Origin of the sequence: Marinobacter sp. (genome assembly GCF_040904845.1) — a bacterium.
Classification (GTDB): Bacteria; Pseudomonadota; Gammaproteobacteria; order Pseudomonadales; family Oleiphilaceae; genus Marinobacter.
In genome coordinates, this window is the sequence record NZ_JBBDSR010000045.1 from 1 (window position 1) to 1257 (window position 1257).

Below are 1257 nucleotides of genomic sequence, written 5' to 3' on the forward strand. Positions count from 1 at the left end.
TCGGATCCTCAAAGGATTGCGTAAATGAGTCCGCCTGCCTGGGCGCTCGAAAAGCCCGATTCGGCGACGCCTGAGCAGTTGTGTAGTGGTCAAGTGTTCTACGCCACTACACTACGTCCCGACCCTTGGCTGAGCCGACACGGAATGTGGACGGTGGCAACGCTGCCTCCTCGGGGGTGGGTCAGAAACGTTGGCCGGTACTGGGCTGGCGGTATTGTGGGGAGGCTTCAGGGTCTGCGAGCGCCGCCAACCTGACAGTTGAGGTCAGCGGGCCGCGATGAGAGTGTGGACGCAGGGAAGCTGGGCCTTTGCCCTGGTACCCGTCGGGGGGGCGTCTCCCGCCAATCTGGCGAGGCGTGGTAAGCTACCGCCAGACAGTGTGCAAGGGCATTCCATGGCCAGCCTACTCGACCCCAAGAACGACTATGTTTTCAAGCGGTTGTTTTCCGAAGCGCCGGATTTGCTGGTGGCGTTGATTAACGATCTGCGTCCGGATCTGCCCGATATCACGGCGGTCGAGGTTCTCAATCCGAACATCGAACCCAGTGAACTCACCGGCAAGTACATCATTCTCGACGTGCTGGCCCGTGATGCCGAGGGCCACTGCTACAATGTGGAGATCCAGGTACGCCGCTACGGCGCCTGGCACAAGCGTGGCCTGTTCTACCTGGCGCGAACTCTCGGATTGCAGTTGGGCGCTGGCGAGGACTACCAGCACCTCAAGGCGTCTGTCGGCATACACCTGCTGGACTTCGATCTGTTCATGGCCACCGAGGCCCAGAAGCAGCAGGCCGTCTGGCGCTTTGAAATGCGCGACCAGTCCCAGCCCGAGGTGACGCTGGGGAACATCTTGCAGATGAACCTGATCGAACTGGGCAAAGCAGACCGCTTGAACCTTGCCCCCGGCCCGATGGCCGCCTGGGTGACCTTCTTCGAGCATTGGCAGGAGGAACTGACCATGGCAAATGTTGCACACGAGCCCGTCAAGCAGGCCATGAGCCGTATCCGGCAGCTCAGCGCTGACGAAGAAGCCCAGCGCCTGGCGTTTGTGCGGGAGCGGGCCCTGCGGGATGAGGTGTCGCTTTTGAACGAAGCCAAGCAGGAAGAAGCCCAGCGCATCCTGCGTAAGCAACTAGGCTTCAAGTTCGGCGACGTTCCTGATTGGGCTGAGCAGCGTCTGGAGCAGGCGACGCCTGAGCAGCTGGAAGACTGGTCGGCTGCCATCCTGACCGTCAACTCCCTCGACGAACTGTTCAA

1 protein-coding gene is annotated in these 1257 nt (G+C 61.0%); it reads left to right on the forward strand.

The window, feature by feature from the left end:
* Positions 1 to 394: 394 nt before the first annotated feature.
* Positions 395 to 1257: Rpn family recombination-promoting nuclease/putative transposase (locus WD429_RS05005; protein ID WP_368421077.1), on the forward strand; the 863-nt coding region annotated here is incomplete at its 3' end.